The sequence below is a fragment of the Belnapia sp. F-4-1 genome (assembly GCF_000802185.1).
Classification (GTDB): domain Bacteria; phylum Pseudomonadota; class Alphaproteobacteria; order Acetobacterales; family Acetobacteraceae; genus Belnapia.
Map to the genome: position 1 here is coordinate 4,887,603 of NZ_KN676113.1, position 14,980 is coordinate 4,902,582.

The 14,980-nt window shown below is 64.0% G+C and carries 19 protein-coding genes and 1 pseudogene; 13 read left to right on the forward strand and 7 right to left on the reverse strand.

All coding sequences use genetic code 11. The features are described from left to right. Positions 1-9: 9 nt before the first annotated feature. Positions 10-1,067: pseudogene (locus tag LH62_RS29530) on the reverse strand (IS630 family transposase). A 91-nt stretch (positions 1,068-1,158) separates the two neighbouring features. Here LH62_RS29530 and LH62_RS23065 point away from each other — a divergent pair. The 3 genes from LH62_RS23065 to LH62_RS23075 all read left to right on the forward strand — a co-directional run bounded on the left by LH62_RS23065 (position 1,159) and on the right by LH62_RS23075 (position 3,163). Beyond that, entirely contained in the window at positions 1,159-1,578 is a 420-nt protein-coding gene (locus tag LH62_RS23065; RefSeq protein ID WP_043364483.1) for a hypothetical protein, read from the forward strand. 60 nt (positions 1,579-1,638) lie between these two features. Next, positions 1,639-2,076 (forward strand): hypothetical protein, encoded by a 438-nt coding sequence (locus LH62_RS23070; protein WP_201445573.1) that lies wholly within the window; start codon positions 1,639-1,641, stop codon positions 2,074-2,076. Positions 2,077-2,950: 874 nt separating this feature from the next. Then, entirely contained in the window at positions 2,951-3,163 is a 213-nt protein-coding gene (locus LH62_RS23075; RefSeq protein ID WP_043366452.1) for a dodecin, read from the forward strand. 4 nt (positions 3,164-3,167) lie between these two features. Here the strand turns inward: LH62_RS23075 and LH62_RS23080 are convergent, their stop codons facing one another. Then, entirely contained in the window at positions 3,168-3,392 is a 225-nt protein-coding gene (locus tag LH62_RS23080; protein ID WP_043364485.1) for a hypothetical protein, read from the reverse strand. Between the two features lie 820 nt (positions 3,393-4,212). Here LH62_RS23080 and LH62_RS31270 point away from each other — a divergent pair. Further along, complete coding sequence (locus tag LH62_RS31270) at positions 4,213-4,377, forward strand: hypothetical protein (RefSeq protein WP_160299875.1); 165 nt, start codon at positions 4,213-4,215, stop codon at positions 4,375-4,377. A 1,369-nt stretch (positions 4,378-5,746) separates the two neighbouring features. Here the strand turns inward: LH62_RS31270 and LH62_RS23085 are convergent. The 4 genes from LH62_RS23085 to LH62_RS23100 form a co-directional block, all read right to left on the reverse strand. Further along, positions 5,747-8,365, reverse strand: a complete 2,619-nt coding sequence (locus LH62_RS23085) for a hypothetical protein (RefSeq protein WP_043364486.1) — start codon at positions 8,363-8,365, stop codon at positions 5,747-5,749. Positions 8,366-8,710: 345 nt separating this feature from the next. Next, the gene (locus LH62_RS23090) at positions 8,711-9,022 is read right to left on the reverse strand and encodes a hypothetical protein (RefSeq protein ID WP_043364487.1); all 312 of its coding nucleotides are present in this window, start codon (positions 9,020-9,022) and stop codon (positions 8,711-8,713) included. Between the two features lie 279 nt (positions 9,023-9,301). Further along, positions 9,302-9,625, reverse strand: coding sequence for a hypothetical protein (locus LH62_RS23095; RefSeq protein ID WP_043364488.1), 324 nt, complete (start codon positions 9,623-9,625; stop codon positions 9,302-9,304). Beyond that, positions 9,622-10,710 carry an IS5 family transposase gene (locus tag LH62_RS23100; RefSeq protein WP_043364489.1) on the reverse strand — a complete coding sequence of 363 codons (1,089 nt, stop codon included), beginning with the start codon at positions 10,708-10,710 and terminating at the stop codon, positions 9,622-9,624. The genes LH62_RS23095 and LH62_RS23100 overlap by 4 nt, the downstream gene beginning before the upstream one ends. Before the next feature lie 785 nt (positions 10,711-11,495). Between LH62_RS23100 and LH62_RS23105 the strand changes: the two genes are divergently transcribed. The 8 genes from LH62_RS23105 (at position 11,496) to LH62_RS32155 (ending at position 13,755) form a co-directional block, all read left to right on the forward strand. Beyond that, positions 11,496-11,756, forward strand: a complete 261-nt coding sequence (locus tag LH62_RS23105) for a hypothetical protein (protein WP_043364490.1) — start codon at positions 11,496-11,498, stop codon at positions 11,754-11,756. After that, positions 11,753-12,007 (forward strand): hypothetical protein, encoded by a 255-nt coding sequence (locus tag LH62_RS23110; RefSeq protein WP_043364491.1) that lies wholly within the window; start codon positions 11,753-11,755, stop codon positions 12,005-12,007. The genes LH62_RS23105 and LH62_RS23110 overlap by 4 nt, the downstream gene beginning before the upstream one ends. Beyond that, on the forward strand, positions 12,004-12,225 hold the full coding sequence (locus tag LH62_RS23115) for a hypothetical protein (RefSeq protein WP_043364492.1): 222 nt from the start codon (positions 12,004-12,006) through the stop codon (positions 12,223-12,225). The genes LH62_RS23110 and LH62_RS23115 overlap by 4 nt, the downstream gene beginning before the upstream one ends. After that, positions 12,222-12,425 (forward strand): hypothetical protein, encoded by a 204-nt coding sequence (locus LH62_RS23120; protein WP_043364493.1) that lies wholly within the window; start codon positions 12,222-12,224, stop codon positions 12,423-12,425. Before LH62_RS23115 ends, LH62_RS23120 begins: the two co-directional genes overlap by 4 nt. Then, positions 12,422-12,628 carry a hypothetical protein gene (locus LH62_RS23125; protein WP_043364494.1) on the forward strand — a complete coding sequence of 69 codons (207 nt, stop codon included), beginning with the start codon at positions 12,422-12,424 and terminating at the stop codon, positions 12,626-12,628. Before LH62_RS23120 ends, LH62_RS23125 begins: the two co-directional genes overlap by 4 nt. Before the next feature lie 202 nt (positions 12,629-12,830). After that, positions 12,831-13,073, forward strand: a complete 243-nt coding sequence (locus tag LH62_RS23135) for a hypothetical protein (RefSeq protein ID WP_043364496.1) — start codon at positions 12,831-12,833, stop codon at positions 13,071-13,073. Further along, a complete protein-coding gene (locus tag LH62_RS32150) occupies positions 13,073-13,525 on the forward strand; it encodes a hypothetical protein (protein ID WP_043364497.1) in 453 nt (150 codons plus the stop codon). Before LH62_RS23135 ends, LH62_RS32150 begins: the two co-directional genes overlap by 1 nt. A gap of 23 nt (positions 13,526-13,548) precedes the next feature. Then, positions 13,549-13,755: a carbohydrate porin gene (locus LH62_RS32155; RefSeq protein ID WP_043364498.1), complete on the forward strand. Its 207-nt coding sequence runs from the start codon at positions 13,549-13,551 to the stop codon at positions 13,753-13,755. A 276-nt stretch (positions 13,756-14,031) separates the two neighbouring features. Here the strand turns inward: LH62_RS32155 and LH62_RS23150 are convergent, their stop codons facing one another. After that, a complete protein-coding gene (locus LH62_RS23150; protein WP_043364499.1) occupies positions 14,032-14,238 on the reverse strand; it encodes a hypothetical protein in 207 nt (68 codons plus the stop codon). 301 nt (positions 14,239-14,539) lie between these two features. Between LH62_RS23150 and LH62_RS23155 the strand changes: the two genes are divergently transcribed. Further along, positions 14,540-14,962 (forward strand): PadR family transcriptional regulator, encoded by a 423-nt coding sequence (locus tag LH62_RS23155; protein WP_043364500.1) that lies wholly within the window; start codon positions 14,540-14,542, stop codon positions 14,960-14,962. Positions 14,963-14,980: the final 18 nt, after the last annotated feature.

A 14,980-nucleotide genomic window follows, 5' to 3' on the forward strand; every position in this document is an offset into this window, starting at 1 on the left:
TCTCGCTGATCAGAACCGATGCGCCCAATCGCGCAGTCCGATGGACATGATAGTCCAGGGCTGCTCGACGAGGCGGTTCCAGGCGCGACAGCAATGGTCGACGATGTCGTCGTAGCAGTGGAAGACATGGTTCGAGAGCCAGTTGTCCCGCAGTAACTGCTAGGTGTTCTCGACCGGGTTGAGCTCTGGGCATTGTGGCGGCAGCGGGATGAGGGTGATGTTCGGCGGCACCTCGAGCCTGTCCGATAGGTGCCATCCGGCCTGGTCGAGCAGCAGCACGGCATGCGCGTTCGGCGCCACAGCGGCAGCGATCTCGGCGAGATGCAGGCTCATGGCTGCGGTGTTGCAGTGGGGCAGGACGAGGCCTGCTGCCTTGCCCTCCTTGGGGCAGATGGCGCCGAAGAGGTAGGTCGACGCCGTACGCTGGTCATGCGGCGCCGCGGGCCTGGTGCCGCGCCGGGCCCAGCGCCGAGTGATCTTGTTCTTCTGGCCCACACGGGCCTCATCGGCGAACCAGACCTCGATGGCGCTGGTGGCGAAGCCTTTCTCGCGCGCGATGTCCTCCAGGCGGGCGGGGAAGGTTTTTTAAAATTCTCGATGGCGTCTTCCGCCTGCGCGTGATGGCGAGGACGCGCCGAGAGCTTGCGGTAGCCGAGCGCCCGCACCTCGCGGCTCATGGTCTGCTTGGCGGCCGTAACCCGGTGCTCCTCCCACAGCCATTGGCAGAGATCGATCAGCCGCCACCGCACCACGCCGTGGATCGCGGGTATCGGGCCGCTCTCAAGCACCTCTGCCAGGGCCGCACGATGGGTATGGTTCAGCCGTGACGCATGGCCCGGCGCCTTGCGGTCAACCAGTCCAGTCGGGCCCTGGGCGTTGAACCGAACAACCCAGTCCCGGGCGATCTGCACCGTCACCCCGCCGATCCGGGCGGCCTCCGTGCGCGACACTCCGTCGTAAACGGCAGCCAAGGCCAACAAGCGACGGGCCTGGGCCGCATCCTTGGTCCGGCGAGCTGCAGCACGAAGCCCAGCTGCGTCATAGTCAGCTCGGAGTGGGATGGGCATGGCGAAGCTCCCCTGTTCGCCACGTTGAATCAGAGCGCCGTCGGTCTGGGAATCCCCAGCGAGTCATGCTCTCGGAGACTTGGTATGAGCCATGCGTGACGCTTGGTCGATCCTGCTCCAGCAATTCGTGCAAGCCGACAATGTTGGCTACTCGGACTGCCGGGCCGCGCAGATCATCTGCCCGGTCTGCCATGAGGCCCTCCACAAGCGTGGTGAGATCGGCAGCGCCCGGCAGCACCTTGCCCATTATCCGTCTTCCAACGGCGACCCTTCGGAGTGCGAGCGCCGGGTTGCTGGCCTCTCCCGCCAGCAGGTGGCCGAGGTGCAGGCCGAGGCCCGGGGGCAGCAGTTGGCCATCTTCCAGCGCCCGTTCCAGCGCTTCGCCGTCCAGTATTACTGCCAGGATGAGCGGCGGAACTGGCCGGACCTAGTTCGCGGCATGCTGGAGACGGAGCCTTTCCGCATCTTCGTCCGCGATGTCCGGAACGTGGGCGAAAGCCATGTCAATTAGATGCATGATGGAGCGCTGCAACGGGCCGCCGAGGCGGGCGATGAGAACATCGCTCGATTGATGCAGGGCGAGCAGCGGCGCATGGCGGAGGACTTCCATCGGCAACTGCGGGCGCCGGGGAGCTTCCGGAACATGGCATTCGCCACCGCGCTGGCGGTGCTGACCCTGCACGATACACTCCTCAAAGCCGTCCGCGATCCGCAATTGGTCATGCCGCATCTGCGTGACGCACCCCCGCACCTGCGCGACGCAGTGTTGGACGACTATTTCGCCGGGGCGGTGCCCGCGCTGGACTGCTTCGACCACCTCATCAAAGCCACGCCGCGGACGCTGATCCGCTGTTTCAAACCTCTGCGCGAAGCCGACCATCGCTTCCCTATCGAGATTGCGGCCAACGGCATCCTCGGCATCCTCAATGTGCTGCCTTGGATCGACATGCTGCGGGCCGGCTATGCCGAGCAATCCGCCCGGCAGCCCCCAACCATCCGGGCGACCTGAGCCATAGCTAAAGCCCCGCCTTACATCATCCGCGTGGACATCCCGAAACACCTCGGGGCACTCGCCAATGCCGGGGTGGATATCGACAAGACCGCTGCCGCCGTCGAGGAGATCTGCATGATGCTCACCGCCTGGATGGTGGTGGCGCAGGAGACATCGTGTGTCGGGAAACTTCGATCGTGTGACAGCGACGGTTATAAATGGTATGTCAGCCTGCGTTCAATTTCCTCCGGCGGCAAACTCCCGCCGCACCCAGATCACCACCACTCGGACCTAGCGCAAGGCCGCTGCGGCGCTGCGTATGCCACCAAGCGGGACCCTCGACTATGGTGCTGGGCGCGGACTGAGCGCTGCCGCGATCGGCACTGACAGCCTGGAGCCCTACCCGCAGACGGGTATTTTCCCAACCTTCCAGAGCAGCGCCGGCATCCCAAGCGACCTCTATGGCGCCATCGTCTGCCTAAACGTTCTCAATGTGCTCCATCTGGTGCCCCGCGCGGAGATCGTCACCGCAATCCTGCGCATCCTGCGCCTAGGTGGTGCGGCGGTGATCATGACCCGCGGCAGGGGCGTTCTGGCGGCATCGCAAGCCCGCCGCAGATCAAGAGCATCCCCATTGCCGGCCCCGGCCCCGGCCACCCCACCCCCTGCACCAAAGCGCCGGGGCCGCCCGGCGTGGTGCCACGCGCCCCTGGTTTCCCGGTTTTTGCTAGCCACGTCAGCTACTTGTATAATCGAGACGCCGAAGCCAGGTCAGGCCAGGGCGACCGAGCCGATCACAGCCCAGGCGCCAATTGTACCACGTTGCTTAGGCGGTACAGGATCAGTGGGCACCTTCCCGGGCTGACCCGTGCAGACGCGGGAGACCTCCGTCATGACTGAGCACGTCTACAAGCTAGTGGAGCTTGTCGGTACCTCTGGTACTAGCGTCTCCGACGCTATCCAGAATGCGATTGCGCGGGTCACCACCACCGTCCGCAACGTCAAGGGGTTCGAGGTGGTCCAAGTCCGCGACGAGGTGAAGGACGGGAAGGTCGGGCACTACCAAGTGACGCTCAAGATCGGCTTCACGCTCGACGACGGTTAGCCCATCAGCCCAAGGCGGTCTGAATAGTCCGCCTCACTGCTGCCGAAGAACATCCGAGATGGACGAGGTAACGGTCATCCCGATCGATCCAGGCCAGGAGGCAGACATCGCGCCTATCCTCCATCGCCCGCTCGAAGACCTCGAAGGTAGCAGGAGCAATGGTGATATCAGTGACGAACGGGTGGGTGTCGGTTGTGGCTGGGCGTGCTCGGATTTCGCTGTAGCGCATGGAGATTTCCTCGCGGATGACTCTCGGCGTGATTGTCGAGACAGGTATTTAGCCGTCCCATTGCCCGGCCCATGCCACTCGCAATTAGGCAGATGGCCGCACCGGTAGCAATTCCAGCATGGCTCGGAACATCATCCCCGGCATGTCTACGGGTGCGCGCCAACCCTGACCGCCGACCATCATGCCATAATCACTGAGACCGAGATGCAGATGCAGATGCAGATGGTAAGCGTCATCACCGTCGATGCGTAACCCATCCCAGGGCGTCTCATAACCTCCGATGTTGCAGCGAGCCTGATGCCTCCAAACCAGGGCGACCCATCGCAACTACGGTGCCTTGTGAGTTGGACTCCGGTTCCTCGCCGATGGTTGGCGCGGACGGCTAGCCGTTCCGTGGCCAGTCTCCCGCCGAGTGGCGGACCGATCGAATCTTCATGGACAGAAAAGGTCGGTTTGCCGGGGCTCCACAACCCACGAGCCCGCATTCTGCTTGTAGTAGGTAGGGGTGGTCGAGACGCAGACGGCTTCGCCCAAAACCGGTTGGCGGAACCCATACTCGCACTGACCCATTGGTGTCCCCTCAAGTCATGGCGGCAGAAGAGACGGAGATGCGATCACGCGCTTCAACTCGGCCATCGTCAGGGCGGGGGTCGGACGGGGTGACCACCGCTGGCAGAACTCATCCACTAGGATCAGCCCATCGGTGCGGCAAACGGTAATACACCCGATTCATGCTGCGCGACCGCTGGCGTGAGCGTAGCCTACCCACCCGCCCGACCGGTGGAGCTAGCCGTCCAGCCTCCTTCAAGGAGATAGCGACATGGCCAATAAGCACAAAAGCCGCGAGCAGAAGGCTCACGACAAGGCATCCAAGCAGGCCGCCATCCCGACTTCGGGACAGCGGCAGTCCGATTTTTCCGCGAAACAGCAAGATATTTTGTCGAGCATGCAAGGCAAGGTTCGCACCGGGAAGAAGCACAAGTAGGCACCAGACATGCCCCTCAAATCGGCAAACGACAACGAACCCAGATAAGAAAGGCCGCTGCGCGGTTACCCGCAGCGGCCAAAGTCTCACAAAGACATTTCGATGGGTGTCGATTAGCGAACCATCTCCGACCGCGAGTCCAATCTTTCTCGGCCCGCATCTAACCGCCCGCGCTTCGATGACGGTCAGCGCCACGGCATCACGACCACCATGACATCGACCGCTCGACCATGGTGCCGACCAACGACCGACGGGTCTCGGCGGTCCTGTCCGGATGGTTGGCGGCCAGGGTTGGCCTACGCCGGTCTGGCGTGCCGGGTCTGATGCTTGGGCCATGCTGGAGACGATGCCGGAGAGCATTCCTCTGATCCGTCGTGCATGGCGCTGCCAGGGACGATACTAGTGGACATCCACATCGTGGTGGGGCCGTGCGGGCGTTTCCCGTTCAGTGTCCTAGCCGACATGGGGCAGATGGAGGTCGAGCTTCTGCAAGAGAGAACTTGAGCCGGTACCCGGGCTGCTGCCAACCGCGGCCGGTTGGGTGGTCGCCCTCGTGCCCTTGACGCCACCAAGCTGAAAGTTGCCCAGGCCCTTACTGCCAATGGCAACCTCTCCATCGCCGAGATCGCTAAGCAGGTCGGCTGCGCGCCCTTCCACATTATATAAGAGCCTGCCGGGCGGTCGGCGGGGATCGACGACGATGCCGGTGACCGTCTGACCGACCGTGGCGACGGTATATCGCCGAGGCTCGACATGGTGGGTGCGCTTTCAATGGCGCGGCACTGAAGTACGCCGGTCGCCCGCACATCATCGAAGGCCGCCGCGCAGCAGGTGCTCGCGCGACTACTGGATGATCATCGCCGCCTCGACTGTGGTGGACGGCCACGCCGTATCTATAGTGAAACGCTTGAGCGTTTCGCCATCGATTATATGCCCGCTCTCAAGCGCTCAAGGCCTCCACCCAGAACCGCTACCGGACGAACTTCCGGCAACTCGCCGAGACCTTCGGTGGTTTGTATTCGACGAGATCACCCGCCATAGGCTAGCCGCGTGCAATCAGCCTCCGCGTCAGGGTCTCGGCCGAGAACATCGCGGTGTCGGTGGGATGGGTCATCCGGCACATTTCCCAGATGCGAATTCGGCGCCCGTAGGTTGAGCACGGGGAGAGAGGCAACGGGGTGCTTGTCCGTTTAATACCTAAAGAGGTCTATAAGGTAATTACCGGACAAGGACCCCCCTATGGGGTCCAGAACGAGCGCAGCGACGTGTTGCCGAGCGGCGTGGACGCGACAGCGGCCAGACGCCGCGAAGGCAACCGGCGCCGCATGCGGGCGCATCGCGCCTGCATGCCGGAACGTGATGGATATGGTCACGCCTTGCGGGCGAGGTGCTTCATGATGCGACCCACCTGCGCAGCCCTGTCCTGCGGCGAGTTCGACTGGCGAGCGCAGTCATCGAGCACATGCCTTATCTCGTCCATGCCGATGCCCATCCCGGCAAGTGACCACGCCAGTTGATTGAGTGCGTAGTCCTGCGTGCCGCTCGGCAGGGCGAGGTAGCGGTCGATGGCAGCAGCGCGGCCTGAGGCTGAGAGCAGGCGGTCAATGGTGTTCGTCTCGCTAGCCTTCGGCATGGACGGGCGAATGATCTGGTCGTCCGGGATGACGCGCGACATGTCTCGGCCAAGCCATTCGACGACATCCATTGGCTCCCCGTCGTAGTGCTCGATCCAGTGGTCGGCCTCATGCCCAGCACGGCGACAGGGCAGGTAGAAGATCGAGGTCGCGTTGTCCTTCGAGGGATCGAGGCCATGGTAGCGTGTCGAGGCCGAGGCGCCCTTCGCCGCGTTGAACCGGAACCACCTCGCCTGCTCGATATGGTCGCGCAGCAGGTGGCCGACGGCCTTATAGGCATTCGGCCCGACGCGGTGCGAGAGCGGGATGACAACACGGTAGCGGGTGCCGAAGGCCGTCGGCTCGTGGTTGAACGAGGTGTAGATCGACATGGCATAGCCGGGCAGTAGGGCGCGCAGCGCGCTCGGCGAGATGGGCGGTCCGGATGCCCCCTTGCCCTGTGTCTCGATGTCCAGCCAGATACTCGACCTCGATACGATGTTTGGCGTGGCGCGGTGCGTCAAGCCGCCATGGGCGTTCCGCGAGGCGGGATCGGACCGAAGCTCGCCCTGCATAATGAGGTTGTTCTCGGCCTTGTCTGAGGCGGGGTCGAGGGCGAACCAGTCGTCGAGCAAGGCCCGGATGTCGTTGAAGCTGTCGAAGCGGGTCTCGATGCCGGCCTTGCCATCTGTCTTGCTGGCGTAAAATTGGCACTGCCACACCGGCTCGCCCAACACCTCGGCCATGAGCTTCGACCGCCATGCCTCGATGCTGGCGTCCCGCCGGGCCTGCTCAACCTCGCGGGCCTCGCGCTTCCGGGTGGCGTCGTCGAGGTGCTGGCGCGGGCGGCCACGGCCGAATGCAACAGGCGGCTCGGTTTCGCCGAGGGCCGACATCCTGCAACCGGGGAACCGCTCGGCGACGAACTCGGCGCAGGCCAGATCGGGGACGACGGCAACGACCGGCTCAGTGTTGGCGGGATCGCGCAGGGCCGACCGGCACACCGCCTGATAGACGGATTCCGCCATGATGGCCTCGCGCACCTGCTCAGGCGTGAAGCCGAGTTCGGTCATGGCCTGCATGCACTGCGGATTCAAATTGGCGATGTTGAGGACGACGACGTTGCGGTAGGTCTGGAAGGTGTTGAGGCCATGACTGACGAAGGGCATGCGGGTGCCGCGCAGGCAGGTGTCGGGCATGTCAAGATTGGCCGACCAGCAATAGTCGAGGTCCGTCATGCGGTCCTCGACGACGGCGGTGATGATGTCCCGCATGCGGCCGCCCTCAACCACCTTGTCCCGCAGGTGTTTCGACATCGGCCTGCTGCTCAGGTAAAGGACCCGTAGTAAGTGGCCGTTCGGATGAGCGTCCTGATACCGCAGGCGGGGCGTGATGGTGGGGTGGTCGAGCAAATGGAAGCCCTGCCGCCGCAGCGTGATCGCGGCGAAGCTCTGCGCAACGTTGGCCGCCATGATGGTCGTGCTCTGCCACCGCGGCTGCACGACGCCGACCATGGCCTGCCAGTCGATCATCGAGGTCAGCACGATGCGGGTCATGGCGGTGTCGTGCAGCCGCAGCCGCAGCCGATGCTTGCCATCGGGTTCGAGGGCACCACGCCGGGCGAGGATGCGCCAGTTCCCCGACTTGAGCTTGTAGTAGAGGTCGGTGAGTGTGTCGCGGATGCTACGCCGCTGGGCGATCTCGCGGTCGAGCGTGCCGTCCGGGTCGGCGGCCCCACTGCCCAGCCCTTCGAGGTCGCGCACCTGCTGCTCAGCATCCCGCTTGATCTCGGCGAGGTGGTCGAGGTCGGCCCGCAGCCGCGGTAGGTTGTCGCGATCATCGAGGACGAAGCGCAGGGCCTTCAGGTAGAGCGTCGGCAGTTCGACCTCGGCCGGGACGGCGGCGGCGGGCACCTCGTCGATCAGCAGGTGCCAACCCTTCGGCGTGGCTCGGCGGGGCATGTTGAGCAGCGCCGCATGGGTGATGCAGAGCGCCCGGCCCCTGCCCTTCGGCGTGGCGGCGGCGGTGGCCGTGATGACCTGCGCGACGCTCGGCTGATGCTCGTTGATGGCGCGGCGCTCGGTCTCGGCGTTGACCTCGACGACGAGCAGGGCGGCCGTGCCGCCGAGCTTGAGCCGGTGCAGCGCAGCGCGTATGGCCTCGGCGTGCTGGCGGCTCTGCTGCACGGTCGGCCCGGCGATCAGGTATCGCTCGCCGCGTAGGATGCCCTCGGCAATCTGGTCGGCCGAGGCGTAGGTTTTGCCCGAGCCGCAGAGCCCGTTGGCGAGATAGACGGAGATGGCGGTGTTGAGGGTGGTGGTCTGCCCATGCGGCAGGCATGTATCGGGCGCGAGCCCGATGGACGATACATACACGGCTTAAATGCTTTCGGATCAGCCAAGGTTGGCTAGACCATGGACCTCGGAAATTCGAGGCACCGATATTTAGCGGATGGGACACTGGCTGCGTCAATAATATACTGCGTCACTCTAACACCCAACGAATGCTGCAAGTCGAATAAATAGGTTCTGGCGCTTCTTTGTCGCGCCGCACTGCTTGGGAATGCTTGGATCGAATTGCCCCGCCGCCGGGCTGGCCCTCGGATCAACGGCGGGGTTTTCGCACCTTAGGCCTTATCCGGCCGTTTTTTGCTCGGGATGTGAATACATGTGGCCGCTTCATCAGCAGCGCCAAGCGGCCGAGTGAACAGCAACAGGCAGTTAGGGCAACATCATCTCCGCACCTTTGGTGAGTTCTGTCACAACCTCAGCCGCCGACCGCGCTTTGGTCACTCCATCAACGGCCTCTCCGACCCCGAGCGCCATAGCCCCGATGGCTCTGGTGACCCGTTGATTGGCCATCGCGGTTCCGAAGCGGAGAATTGGCATTCGCGTCCCAATCAACCGGTCGAAATCAACAACATCGCCCACGAACTTCTCCGCGCCGGAAACGCGCAAGCGCAGAAACCGCTGCGGCGCGTAGGGCCAACCGCGGCGAAAAACCCCGGCGTACACGATGTTCGCCGCCTGCATGGCAATCAGAGCAGCGACTTATTCAAGGTGAACCCCAGCTTGAGAACTGGCTACGAAGCAGGTCTCGACACTCACCTCCTCTGATGCGGCTACAAGGCAGCCACCACGGCCCGCACTGTTCCAATGACGCGCAGCCAGCACCAGCAGGCCGATCGCTGCCAGCACGTCCTCAAGCCATTGGAAGGACCAACGGTGTCGCGGACATAGCCTCTCGGGCCAGTCCCGTAGGCTATCATCAAGATGGCAGCCTTCGGGCGGCGCTAGCAGGCTGCTGAAAAGCTACCAGCGACGGGCGGTGAAGGACGATTCGTCGCCGAGGTGAAAGCGGATATCGCCGGTGATGGTGCCATCGTCCTCAAGTTCGGCATCGCCATCACCGCAGGCGTGATCCATTTCGTCACTTCCCTCCCAGGTGAAGTGAATGCTGTGGCTGCCGAAATGGCAGTCGAGCCCGCCTTGGACGGCTCCGAAGGCGAACTCGCCACGACCATCCGTATCGAACTGGATGTAGCCGGGTCCGAGGAGGTCGATGAACTCGGCGTCCCAAAGCTCCATACTGGTGATCCGCCACTTACCGAGCAGGGGGTGCTCCTCGGTGCTCATGGCTGTGCGGCTCCGAGGAGCTTCGGCAGACGGACGAGGTTGTAAGCGGCCATGGCGAAGGTAAACTGCCAGTCGATCTTGGGCAGGCCCCGATGGCGCGCCTTGCGCATCCCGGCGACGGTCTCGGCCCAGCCGAATGGTTCTTCGATCCGCTTCCTGATGCTCAGGCTGACCGTATAGCCGGGGTGGCGAGTGGTCCGGCCGTCAATCGCGGAACGCCGCCCGCTGGTGTTCTGCGCCACATGTGGTGTCGTGTTGATCTCGCGCAGTTCGGCGATGAAGTCGCCCGCGTCGAAGCCTTTATCGCCGCCCAGGGTGACCTTCTGAGGTCGGTCGGCATGGGGTTCCACCATGTGCAGCGCGGCCAGCCTCTCGGCATGGCCGGAAGCGCGGGTGGCAACAGCGCCGACGATCAGCCCGTTCCTGTTCTCCATCAGCGCATGCCCCATGAAGCACAGCTTCGCCTCCTTCCCGCGGCCCTTGCGGTACAGCTGAGCATCTGGGTCCGTCGTTGAGGCATGGGTATCATTACTAAGCTGCTGACCGTGGAAGTCCTGCTCGCCGTTGCGCCCGCCGTCAGGTGGCGGGCCAGAGCCATCTTTCGGGCGGAAACTCTTGATGCTGGCCCAAGCCTCCAGGAGCGTGCCGTCCACCGAGAAATGCTCGGTCGACAGCAGCCGCGTGACCTTGGGCTGCGCCAGCACCGTGGCCAGGAAGTTCACAGCCACATCGCCCTCCAGTAACCGATCACGGTTCTTGGTGAAGGTCGTGGCGTCCCAGACCGGATCATCCACGCCGAGGCCGACGAACCAGCGGAACAGCAAGTCGAACTCGATCCGTTCGACCAACTGGCGCTCCGAGCGAATCGAGTAGAAGGCCTGCAACAGCAGGGCTCGCAGCAGCCGTTCCGGCGGGATTGATGCCCGTCCGAACGGCGAGTACAGCGCGTCAAACGCCCCCAATAACTCCACCAGCGTGGCGTTGACGATACCGCGGATCACCCGAAGGAGGTGGTCCGCCCGCACCCGCTTTTCCAAATCCACATAGCTGAATAGCGATCCAGCTACCGCGTCACTTCCCTGCATCCGCGCCCCACCCGCCATCGACGGAAGGGAATCATGTATGCCGACCGACCACCACGAATTTCAGCAGCCTGCTAGCGAACCTATCGCAGCTTACTGGATCGGCACGGCACAGCCAGCCAGTTCGGTAAACCTTGCAGAGACCAAGGCGGTGCCTCCCCTCGCCTCAACGGGTCTCATCTACCGCGGGCAGGATAGTCAACCGCGCAGCGACGGCGGCCGTCCCGAATAGCCGCAACAGGATCGCAAGAGCGTGACCCCGATTTCATTGCCAGATTTCAGTTTTCGGCTACGTCAGACGTATAAGCAACGAAAGCGACCAGCCTCCGCGTGAACGCGCTCCTCTCTTGCTTGCTTTCGGCGAGCATGCAGGCCGAATGGCTGCCCTGATCCGGGTGATATGGGTAATCCCGTCCATCTGATTACTACCGATCTCGGCATATCAAAACCAAGAAATCTACCACCCTGGCTGTAATACTTCTGTGGTGTCAATCTATTTTCGTCTTGGCCGCGACGTTACTCTACAAAATTATATGCGGAGTTAGTCGCCCGCATGATTCCCGAAATAGTACTGAGTGGTTCGCCCTCATGCCGAAAGGCCGTCCCTCCCCCGGACGGCCTTTCGTGCGTCTGGGCCATTCCGAACCTGATCATCCCCGGCAATGTCAATCTAACATTGATCTTTTATTGCTCATTTATTCACTATAGGTTGATCGAGCTGGCCGCTTAGGCCGGTGAGCCTACCCCTTTTTCAGAACCGGATTTCAGACCATATGGATACCCCTGTGATGGCGCGTTTGCGCGCCCTCGCCGAGACGCATTCTGCCGCGTCCTGGCACCCCTACGTCGTGATGGTCACCGGCACCGCCGCGTGCTCCTACGGCGCCGTGCATGTCGAGCCCCCGACCCCCTCCGCTGCTGCCGATATCGCGGTCTTCCGCGCCGCCCTGGCGCAAGAGCTGGAGGACAGCGAGTTCCAGGCGGTGATCGCCGTCGAGGGCACGGCCGACGCCCAGGCCTTTGACGTCTCGCCGGAGCTGCCGGCATGAACTGGTACACCATCATCCTCTGGACCGACGACTGCGAGCAGCACGTTCTCTGGGCTCGCGCCGAGGACCCGATCCGGGCCGGCATCTACGCTCGCGCCAGTCATGCGGACCAGCACGACGTGTCCCTGGAGGAGGTCGAAGCCGTGGCCGTGATCGAAGGCACCCACAAGCTCGTCGGCGATACCGACCTGATCAATATGTACGCTGGCGAGCTGTCCGACGTGCCTCACTATGAGGAGGACGCGGCATGAACGCCCGCGACTTCTCCCGCATCCGCAGCCGTGCCCGCCAGTTCATGGTGATCCAGGGCAACGCCAGCGGCGAGATTCTGGTCAGCCTGATCAAAAACGTCACCAGCCCGGCTGACGCCATCCGCGATGCCGAGGCCTTCGGCCGCGACACCCACGCCTTGTTTGTCGTCGAGGGCGATGCCAGCACCGTGGTGCATGTGGCGAGGGACGTTCGGTGATCGATCGTAATCCCGGGGCCTTCGACGCCCTCCAGGCTGCCCTGGTTGATCTCGCCCGTGCCTATCCGGACGACGCCGCCCGCTTTGTGCTGGACATCTGCGACGCTGCCGATGAGGCAATGCCGATTGGTCAGGCCTCCATCCGCATGGCCGACAAGGTCCTCGACCTCCGTGACGAAGCGATGGAGTTCGGCCTGTGAGCGAGCGCATCTTCCACATCATCCTCTCCGATGGCACTGGCGGGCTCTGCTCGTCCACCATCTACGATGCCGGGGGTGCGGCCGAGGCCATTCTGCAAGCCGAGTCCATGGCAGGTGCCAACTTCCAGGCCGCCTCCGTCATTGTCGGCAACGAAGCCTCGATCACCTATCCCGCGGCGATGTTCGACCAGGTGTCGCAGTGAGCTTCTATGACCTACTCCTGCGCCGCCTGGAGCGTGCCGAGGCCAAGCGCGATGCCGCTGGCCGCGCCATCATGCTCGACGATGACGAGCTGAACGCCATGCCCGACCACACCTTGCGCCGGCATGCCCGGCATATCATGGAAGCTACGGCCGAGATCCAGACCGTTAGGGATCAGCTGGGGCTGCTGCGGGAGCGCGCCCGATGATGCACGCCAAGTTCCTGCGGGCACACCGCGATTTCCGCACCGCCTACGACGCGGCAACGGCATCGGTGGCCGGTCCGCCGACCATTCTCCGCGAGCACCTGAAGGCCTTGTGCGATGCCGGCGAACGCCTGGAGCAGGCCGAGCAACAGCTGCTCACCCATGATCCGGACTGGCACGACGCCTGGGCGCGGGTGCGGATCTCCGACGAGGAGATCAACGAGCTGATCGGTGCGAGCTGATGGCGCTCTCCGCCGAGGATTTTATCGCCCAGCAGCGGTATGATCACATGGTCTCGGCCGCGCAAGCGGCCGGGGTCCCTATGCGCCGTCATACCAACACGGAGCTGTACCAGCTCTTTGCCAAGGAGATCGCAGAGGGCCTGGCCCGGGATGAAGAGAACATCGCGGAGGCCGAGCTGCTGCGCGAGCAGTATCCCGAGGGGCCTCCCTTTGAGATCGAGGTCGGCCGCCCCCTGCTGCGCTATCCTAGTACGACCCGGAGCTGCCATCTTCACTGCTGGATGGATGGCTATGCCATTATCGGCCTGGGAAGGCTGGTCGAGGCCGAGTGCTGCGCCCGCGCCTATCGCCCGACACTCTCGATGCCGGTCTGGCGCTGGGCACAAGCCGCGCGCATCCGCTGCCGGCCCGCCCTGCGGCTCGGCCGCGGGATCGCTTCGGCTTCAGCCTAATCTATGCCCAGTTTTCCGACGCGGTGCGCGGCTCCGACCGGGACCGCAACCGCTTAGCCGGTACCGGTGCGGCGGTGCGCGACTTTGAGGCGAACCTGGAGGTGACCTACGTGGCCGAGGTCCGGCCAGGGTTCAGCCTGCAACCATCGATCACCCATGTCTGGCACCCCAGCGGAGATGCGCGCCGGAACGCCCTTGTGCTCGGCCTCCGCACCTACTTGCAATTCTGAGTTTGCGCCCGCGCCGAAAAGGCGGCGCAGGCTGCCGTGGCGGCTCCGAAAATGGACCTACGCAGCATCGTCGTCTCCGCGTCCGGTTGGCTAGCGTGCGCCCGGTGTTGAGCGGGGGGGTATCACGGCGACGTGCGTCACCCGGCGGGCGTCGGCGGTCCAACTGAGGCGCGCTCCTGGGAAGCTTGTCGAGCCGTCCGGACGCCGAGGGATGCAGATGCTGCTTGCTCTGTTTGCTATGAACGCGGTCGGGGAAACTCGGCTTCCGCTTGACGCTCAGACCGCCCCGGCAATCCCGAGCGCAATGGCGATGCGGCTCCGCTCAGCCAACTCCCGGTTGTCCGGCACCCGGCGCATCCGGGGACCAAACCGGCTCCCGCTGTCCTCCTCGAACATCCTCGGGAACGGTGGCCAGCTCGATCTACGCTCGGCCTCCTCGATCTCCCGGGCGGCGCACGGCTGGTTGGAGGCGTGCCTCATCATAGTCGGCTCCTCGATGGCACTGCCGGTCGCGGGAGGCGAGAGCGGGAGGATAGAACGCACTCGGGGCGGCCTGAGCCCCTTTAGAGGAGCCCGGCGTACATGCTCGATCACCCTCGTGGCAGATTGGGCCCGCCTTGATGACGCCTTCTATGGCGGAGGCCAGAGCGGACAGCTCGACGACAGGCTCGCACAGGCGGTCACCTGAGGGGGGGCGCAATCAACCTCATCGCGGGTCAGCGGACGACCCTCCCCGCTCCCGGCGGCACTTGACCCATCGCCCTCCGAGGCATAGCATTACGATATGTCCAAGCAGCCTGCCCTTCGCGCCGTTCCTCGCCCCTCGCCGGACTTCACTGACCGGGGCTACTGGGCGGGCACCATCAAGATGGCGCTCAGCCGGTTCTTTGTCCTGCAGGTGCTGCACGATGGCCCTGCGCATGGCTACGACATCGCCCGGGCAGTGGAGCGGACCACCAACGGCTGCTGCTCGCCCTCCGAAGGTGCCCTCTACCCGACGATGAGGGAGTTCGAGCAGGGCGGCTACGTCACCTCGGAGACCGAAGTCGTCTCCGGCCGCGAGCGCCGCGTCTACACGCTGACCGACAAGGGACGCGAAGCCTTCAAGGTTGGCCTCGGCGCCTGGATGGATGCCACCGCCGCCCTGACCAAGACCAGCCGTGCCGCCAAGGCCCGCGGAACGGCCAGTGAGGACTGCAAGTGCTGAGCTTTCATTTGCCTTAAT

Bases quoted from the DNA above. Each gene is read 5' to 3' on its own strand.
- LH62_RS23105 (WP_043364490.1), top strand. From the start codon at position 11,496: ATGGCGCGTTTGCGCGCCCTCGCCGAGACGCATTCTGCCGCGTCCTGG.
- LH62_RS32150 (WP_043364497.1), top strand. From the start codon at position 13,073: ATGGCGCTCTCCGCCGAGGATTTTATCGCCCAGCAGCGGTATGATCAC.
- LH62_RS23155 (WP_043364500.1), top strand. From the start codon at position 14,540: ATGTCCAAGCAGCCTGCCCTTCGCGCCGTTCCTCGCCCCTCGCCGGAC.
- LH62_RS23110 (WP_043364491.1), top strand. From the start codon at position 11,753: ATGAACTGGTACACCATCATCCTCTGGACCGACGACTGCGAGCAGCAC.
- LH62_RS23075 (WP_043366452.1), top strand. From the start codon at position 2,951: ATGACTGAGCACGTCTACAAGCTAGTGGAGCTTGTCGGTACCTCTGGT.
- LH62_RS23100 (WP_043364489.1), bottom strand. From the start codon at position 10,710: ATGCAGGGAAGTGACGCGGTAGCTGGATCGCTATTCAGCTATGTGGAT.
- LH62_RS23115 (WP_043364492.1), top strand. From the start codon at position 12,004: ATGAACGCCCGCGACTTCTCCCGCATCCGCAGCCGTGCCCGCCAGTTC.
- LH62_RS23080 (WP_043364485.1), bottom strand. From the start codon at position 3,392: ATGCGCTACAGCGAAATCCGAGCACGCCCAGCCACAACCGACACCCAC.
- LH62_RS23135 (WP_043364496.1), top strand. From the start codon at position 12,831: ATGATGCACGCCAAGTTCCTGCGGGCACACCGCGATTTCCGCACCGCC.
- LH62_RS23065 (WP_043364483.1), top strand. From the start codon at position 1,159: ATGCGTGACGCTTGGTCGATCCTGCTCCAGCAATTCGTGCAAGCCGAC.
- LH62_RS23150 (WP_043364499.1), bottom strand. From the start codon at position 14,238: ATGATGAGGCACGCCTCCAACCAGCCGTGCGCCGCCCGGGAGATCGAG.
- LH62_RS23070 (WP_201445573.1), top strand. From the start codon at position 1,639: ATGCAGGGCGAGCAGCGGCGCATGGCGGAGGACTTCCATCGGCAACTG.
- LH62_RS31270 (WP_160299875.1), top strand. From the start codon at position 4,213: ATGGCCAATAAGCACAAAAGCCGCGAGCAGAAGGCTCACGACAAGGCA.
- LH62_RS23095 (WP_043364488.1), bottom strand. From the start codon at position 9,625: ATGAGCACCGAGGAGCACCCCCTGCTCGGTAAGTGGCGGATCACCAGT.
- LH62_RS23090 (WP_043364487.1), bottom strand. From the start codon at position 9,022: ATGCAGGCGGCGAACATCGTGTACGCCGGGGTTTTTCGCCGCGGTTGG.